General features: G+C 66.6%; 6 protein-coding genes. All 6 read right to left on the bottom strand.

Annotation, left to right across the window (positions count from 1 at the left end; all coding sequences use genetic code 11):
- Nucleotides 1-136: 136 nt before the first annotated feature.
- The 6 genes from B5F74_RS12055 to B5F74_RS12740 all read right to left on the bottom strand — a co-directional run bounded on the left by B5F74_RS12055 (nt 137) and on the right by B5F74_RS12740 (nt 4,876).
- On the bottom strand, nt 137-814 hold the full coding sequence (locus tag B5F74_RS12055; RefSeq protein WP_087202811.1) for a response regulator transcription factor: 678 nt from the start codon (nt 812-814) through the stop codon (nt 137-139).
- Nucleotides 811-2,052: a histidine kinase gene (locus B5F74_RS12050; protein ID WP_239283485.1), complete on the bottom strand. Its 1,242-nt coding sequence runs from the start codon at nt 2,050-2,052 to the stop codon at nt 811-813. Before B5F74_RS12050 ends, B5F74_RS12055 begins: the two co-directional genes overlap by 4 nt.
- Nucleotides 2,053-2,435: 383 nt before the next feature.
- Complete coding sequence (locus tag B5F74_RS12045) at nt 2,436-3,176, bottom strand: ABC transporter permease (protein WP_087202808.1); 741 nt, start codon at nt 3,174-3,176, stop codon at nt 2,436-2,438.
- A 1-nt stretch (nt 3,177) separates the two neighbouring features.
- Nucleotides 3,178-3,969, bottom strand: coding sequence for an ABC transporter permease (locus B5F74_RS12040; protein WP_087202806.1), 792 nt, complete (start codon nt 3,967-3,969; stop codon nt 3,178-3,180).
- A complete protein-coding gene (locus B5F74_RS12035; protein WP_239283484.1) occupies nt 3,966-4,745 on the bottom strand; it encodes an ABC transporter ATP-binding protein in 780 nt (259 codons plus the stop codon). The genes B5F74_RS12040 and B5F74_RS12035 overlap by 4 nt, the downstream gene beginning before the upstream one ends.
- Nucleotides 4,742-4,876, bottom strand: coding sequence for a hypothetical protein (locus B5F74_RS12740; protein ID WP_255375128.1), 135 nt, complete (start codon nt 4,874-4,876; stop codon nt 4,742-4,744). The genes B5F74_RS12035 and B5F74_RS12740 overlap by 4 nt, the downstream gene beginning before the upstream one ends.
- Nucleotides 4,877-5,629: the final 753 nt, after the last annotated feature.

Raw genomic sequence — 5,629 nt, 5'->3', positions numbered from 1 at the left:
GTTCTCAAGGTGCCCGCCTGCGCGGCCCCGCCGCGCGGCAAGGAGTTATATTGCCAGAACCGGGCGGCCCCGGGGGCGGGAATCCGGCGCTCCACAGGGTCTACACATATGAGGGTTTCGACCGGCCCCTCCGCCCCTAGAGCCCCGCCCGGTACCAGGAGACGGCAACCTGGGTCCGGTCGCGCATGCCCAGCTTGGAAAGGATGCGCGAGACGGCGCGCTTGGCGCTGGCGGGCTGGATTACCAGGCGCTCGGCGATCTCGCCGTTGGAGAGGCCGTCGGCGATGAGCGAGCAGATCTCGCGCTCGTGGTCCGTGAGCCGGCGGAAGGCGCGACGCAGGCGCTCACGTTCAGATCCTGGAACGACCTTGGGGACGTTGACCTCGAGAACCGCCCGGGTGATGCGAGGGGTGAGGACGGCATCCCCTTCCGCAACGGCATGGACCGCGTCGATGAGCTCTCGGGAGCGGACGTCCTTGAGCAGGAACCCGGAGGCGCCCGCCTCGAGGCCGCCGAAGGCGTAGTCGTCCTCGTCGTAGGTGGTGAGAATGAGCACGCGCACCTCGGGATGCCGGTCGCAGATGAGCGCGCAGGCGTCGATGCCGTCCATAGCGGGCATCCGCACGTCCATCAGCACGACGTCCGGAAGCGTCCTCCCCGCCTCAGCCGCCCGATCGACCGCATCCACCGCCTGTCTCCCATCTCCCGCCTGCCCCCAAAGGCGCAGGGAGGGATCGCGGCGAAGCACCAGGGCGAACCCGAGTCGCGTCTCCGCCTGATCGTCGACGATCAGCACGTCGATGGGATCGCTCATAAGCTCTCGGCCTCCTTGGTATCAGCTGCCGGATCGAGACACGGGATGACCGCTCGGACCTCCCAGCCCCCGTCGGGGGACGGCCCCGCATCAAGCGCGCCGCCCGCCCCCTCGACGCGCCTGCCCAAGCGCGCGAGCCCCGTCCCCGCATCACCGGCCCCCTCGACCGGAAAACCGTCGTTGCGGACGGTGACCGTGCAGGAGCCGTCCTTCGCATGGTCCCACGCGACCGTGATGCGGCGCGCGTCGCGCGCGTGACGCAAGACATTCGTCGTCGCCTCGCGCGTCACGGAGAAGGCCAGGTCGGCCTGCCTGCGATCGGGCGACCGAGAACCGGTCTCCGTGAACGCGACCGCAAGACCGGCGGAGCGGGCGTGCTCGAGCACGGGCCGCACATCGTCCCACATATGCGAATCGGAGCGGCCCGCGCCGACGGCGTCTCCGTGCAGGGCCGAGAGCTGCCGGACCGCACGTCGGGTGTCAGAGAGCCCCGCACGCGCGAGATCGTTGATGCTCGCCACGGCGGCCTCGAACGTCTCGTCCCCCGTCGCCCCCATAAGCCCTTCAGTAAGCGCGATGATGGCCGTGAGGTCATGGCCCACGGAGTCGTGCAGCTCTCCGGCGATGCGGCTGCGCGCCTCGGCCTCGTCGCGCTCGCGGGCAACCTGCCTGCGCGCAGCGCGCTCCTCCTCGAGTTCCCGGGCCGCACGACGCCTTGCCCACAGGGCGCGGGACACAAGCGCCGCCACGACCACGACCAGCACCCATTCGAGGTGCACGAGGGCGAGGCTCTCGCTTCCCGCGAGGTGGACGGGAGCCCAGAACGCGGCGAGGACGGCGAGAACCGCCGCCACCGCCCTGAGGTAGTCTTGTCGCGCGACCACGCCGTACATCAGCACCAGAAGCGGGACTCCCGTGTAGGCGCCCTCATCGACAGGGGCCGATGCCGCTGCGAAGGCGCATGCCACGAGCGTCACGGCGAGGGGGCGGCGCTTCCGGAGGAAGACGCATGCGAGGATCGCGGCGACGCACCACACGAGTAGCCACACGGATGCGGGGTCGTAATCGAAGGGCAGAAGGGAGATGTACCTTGTGAGGAAGACCGCCTCGAGGATCACGCAGGCGATCGGCGCGACGAGCGCCAAACCCCTCGAATCATCCCACCGTCCGATCGCTCGAGCGATCACGGACCGTGCGGGTTCGCCCGCATCCCTCATGGCGGTCACCTCCTCTTTCATTTTCCCACACTCCCCCAAGGATGACGAAGCGGCAGCACCATCCGACGGTCCGGCATGCAAGCGCCATCGGCAGATCGGTCGGCTGCCGACAAGGCTCAATTACCGCTTCTACCACGCTACCCGCTAAAAGGGCCCAGTAACTGTACCCAGAACTGCGGGAGAGGGCCCCTCGAAAGGCCCTCTCCCGCAGTTCTGGGTACAGTTACTGGGCCCTTTTAGCGGGTAATCCCATAGTTTTACCGATCGCCCGGAGCGCATCGGGATATACATCAGCGTTCCCTAGAGAAGTGCCGGCAGATTCGCTCCGGCGCCGGTCGGCCCCGTGCCGGGCGCCTGCGGAAAACGGCTCCGCCCGCGCAAGAGGCCTCCGCTCTCCGGTCAGGTCACATCGCCGCCACGACGTCGCGGCGCGAGAGCCGTCGGCACGCCCAGGCGATGGCGAGCGATGCGTACACGGCGGACAGGACCACGATCTGGGCGACGCCGAAGGCGGACAGGTCGACGAGCTCGTTCGAGTTCATACCTGTCTGGAGCAGGGAGTAGGGCCAGACGTTCCCGAACCCGGCAACGGTGGCGATGACGCCCGACACGCCTCCCGCGAGCGCTATGCCCACCGGCGCGGCGAAGTTGCGCACCACCATGGATATGTCGAGCTGGATCGCCACGACCACGAGCGAGCCCAGGACCCCGAGCGTCACGTACTCGGCGATGCGCGCCGCCGGGAACTCGCCGGGCACCCCGAGGGCTACGCCGCTCGCGACGTAGAACGCCAGGATCGACGTGAAGGCGAGGGCCGACATCAGCGCGCCCATGCAGAACTTGGCGAGCACGAGGTCGCGGATGGGGACCGGCTGCGCCATGAGCTCGTTCCAGTTGGAGCCCTGGTGCTCCTGGCGCCAGAGGAGCGAGCACCCCGCGCCGAGGAGCGCCGGGAGGAAGAAATAGCAGACGAAGAGCGTCTGCTGGGTCCACAGGTTCGACCAGCCGGGCGTGATGACCCCGAGGTTCCCCTGGTAGTTGGCGCAGCCGATGAGTGCTGAGATTCCGGGCAGCGCCACGAACACCAGCCAGATCGGAGAACGGCGGAGCTTCACGAGCTCCGCGCGGACACATGAGGCGAGCATGCTAGAGCTCCTTTCTCGCGAAGGCGCGCAGGGAGAGCGCGAACGCGGCGACGGTGACGAGGACGATGACGGCGAAGTAGCCCACGGGCCAGGCGACGGTGCTCCAGATGATGACCTCCGTGGCGTAGTCGTAGCTCATCCCCACCGTGGACAGGAGCCCGAAGTAGGAGCTCGGAACGAAGACGGAGACATACGCCGGCAGGTACATGGAGAAGAGCCCCAGAAACGACAGCGCCACGACCACGCCGAGCGGCACGAACTGGTTGACGATAAACAGGCAGAGGCACTCCACGACCGTCGCCACGAACAGGCACACGGAGAGCGTCGACACCCAGAGCATGAGGCTCTCGGACACAGGCACCGCCTGGAAACCGAGGACGCCGCCGATGACGGAGGCTGCCGTGACCTCGACGGTCACCACCGCCGCGAGCACGAGCACGCAGGTGAGCCACTTCGCGCAGAAGAGGTCCTCCGCCCGCTCCATGGTGAGGAGCTGCTTCCACATGTTCCCGCGGTTCTCGACGTCGCAGACGGTCGAGGCGACGACAGCGGACAGCAGCGGGAGGAAGACCGCGTTGACCGTGGGCAGGCTGTAGAGAAGCACGCGGTAGTCGGCCGTAATCTCCACCTGGCGAGCCGACTGATACCCAAACCACAAGAGGAGCACGCCGAGCATGGCGGCGCAGATGAGCCAGAGGTGCTTGCGCCGACCCTTCCTGAGCTCGAGGGCGACCTGGCGCGCGATGCCGAGGCGCCGCTTTGAGGCGACCGCTTCCTTCCCGCCGGCTGTCATAGCGTCTCCTCCATCCCCGTGATCGCAAGGAAGATGTCCTCGAGCGAATCCTCGTGCTCCTCCATGCGGACGACACCGATGCCCCGCTCGGCAAGATCCATGCTGAGGCGCGCCGCCGCTTCGTCGTCCACCGCCTTGATGCGCAGGTAGGCAGAATCGTCCGGATCTGTCTGCGCGCCGGGAAGGAGCTGGGCGGCCCACGCGTTGTCCGTGGTCCTGAGACCTATCCAGCGCCGCCCGCGCGCATGGAGCGCCTCGAGCGGACCCTGCCACACCATGCGCCCCTTGCGGATGATCCCGACGTGGTCGGCCATCTGGTCGACCTCGGAGAGCAGGTGGCTGGAGACGACGACCGTCATGTCGAACATTCGCGGGAGCCCCTTGATGAGAGCGCGGATCTCATGGATGCCCGAGGGGTCAAGGCCGTTGGTGGGCTCGTCGAGCAGGAGCAGGGGCGGCTTGCCCATAAGGGCGCAGGCGATGCCGAGGCGCTGCTTCATGCCGAGCGAGAAGTTCCCAACCCGCTTGCGGCGAACGGAAGGGTCGTCGAGTCGGACGATCTTCAGCACCTCGTCGATCTCCGACTTCGGCAAGCCGCGAAGCTGCCGCACGATCTCGAGGTTCTCGCGCGCCGTGAGATGCGGGTAGCAGCTCGGACTCTCGATGAGCGAACCCACGCGGCGCAGCACCTCAAGGCGGTTCTCCGGCGTAAGGGACGCGCCCAGGATCGTGGCGGAGCCCTGCGTAGAGTGAACGAGGCCGAGAAGCATCTTCATCGTGGTGGATTTACCGGCCCCTTGGGACCCAGGAAGCCGTAGACAGCGTGCTCCGGCACGGCGAGGTCCACGCCGTCCACCACGCAGGTGTCGCCGTAGCGCTTGGTGAGCCCCGTCGTGGTCACAGCCATGCGACCGGGGCGGCGCCCTATCGAAGCCTGAGCTGCGGGTTTCGCGAATCCGCCCCTCTTCTGCCCGATCCCTAGCGCACCGCCGAGCCGTCCGGCAGGATATTTATCGTTGTCTGCCATTCATGCACTCCCTTCGAATCGACTACGGGCATGCCGCAATTCTGCCCGTACCAAGGCTTCCGATCAGGAGGGAGGGAAGGGTTGACATCTCAGGATGACAGGGGCGACGCGGAGTTGTCACCCTTGGATGACAGCACATATACATCCTTGAGCGAGCGCCCTGCGGAAATCAGGAATTGGAAGATGAATGAAAATAATCGGCAGGGAAAGAGGACTGCGCCGGAACTTCCCATTTTGCACAAACCCCTGCAAACACATCCGTGGATGAGTAGACCCAGCGGAGGTAATTCACGATGAAATGACTAGGGGGATCGAGGAACCCTCTGAAAGAAAACGCCGAAACAGCCCCTCCGCGTTCATGAAAACGAGCTACACCGAATCGGACGGCGGCATGGCTCGAAATGAACGCGTCCCCAAATAATACGTCAGGCTGAAAAGGCTAGAAAAAAAGAAGCCAGCACCCGTCTAACGGATACGGATTGAAACGCGGCGCGGTCCGACGCCCCTCGCGGCATCGCGGCATGAAAAAAGGGGAGGGCCCCGCGGGAACATCCCGCGGGGCCCTCCCCTGCGACGAAGCGCCGTCCACCGGTCAGCGGCGCCCTGCTCTCCCACGGGCTTCCCCCGCAGTAC

It is taken from the genome of Collinsella sp. An271, assembly GCF_002159695.1.
Classification (GTDB): domain Bacteria; phylum Actinomycetota; class Coriobacteriia; order Coriobacteriales; family Coriobacteriaceae; genus Collinsella; species Collinsella ihumii.
The sequence above is the reverse complement of the archived record's forward strand: the minus strand, read 5'-3'. Positions and strand labels throughout refer to the sequence as shown.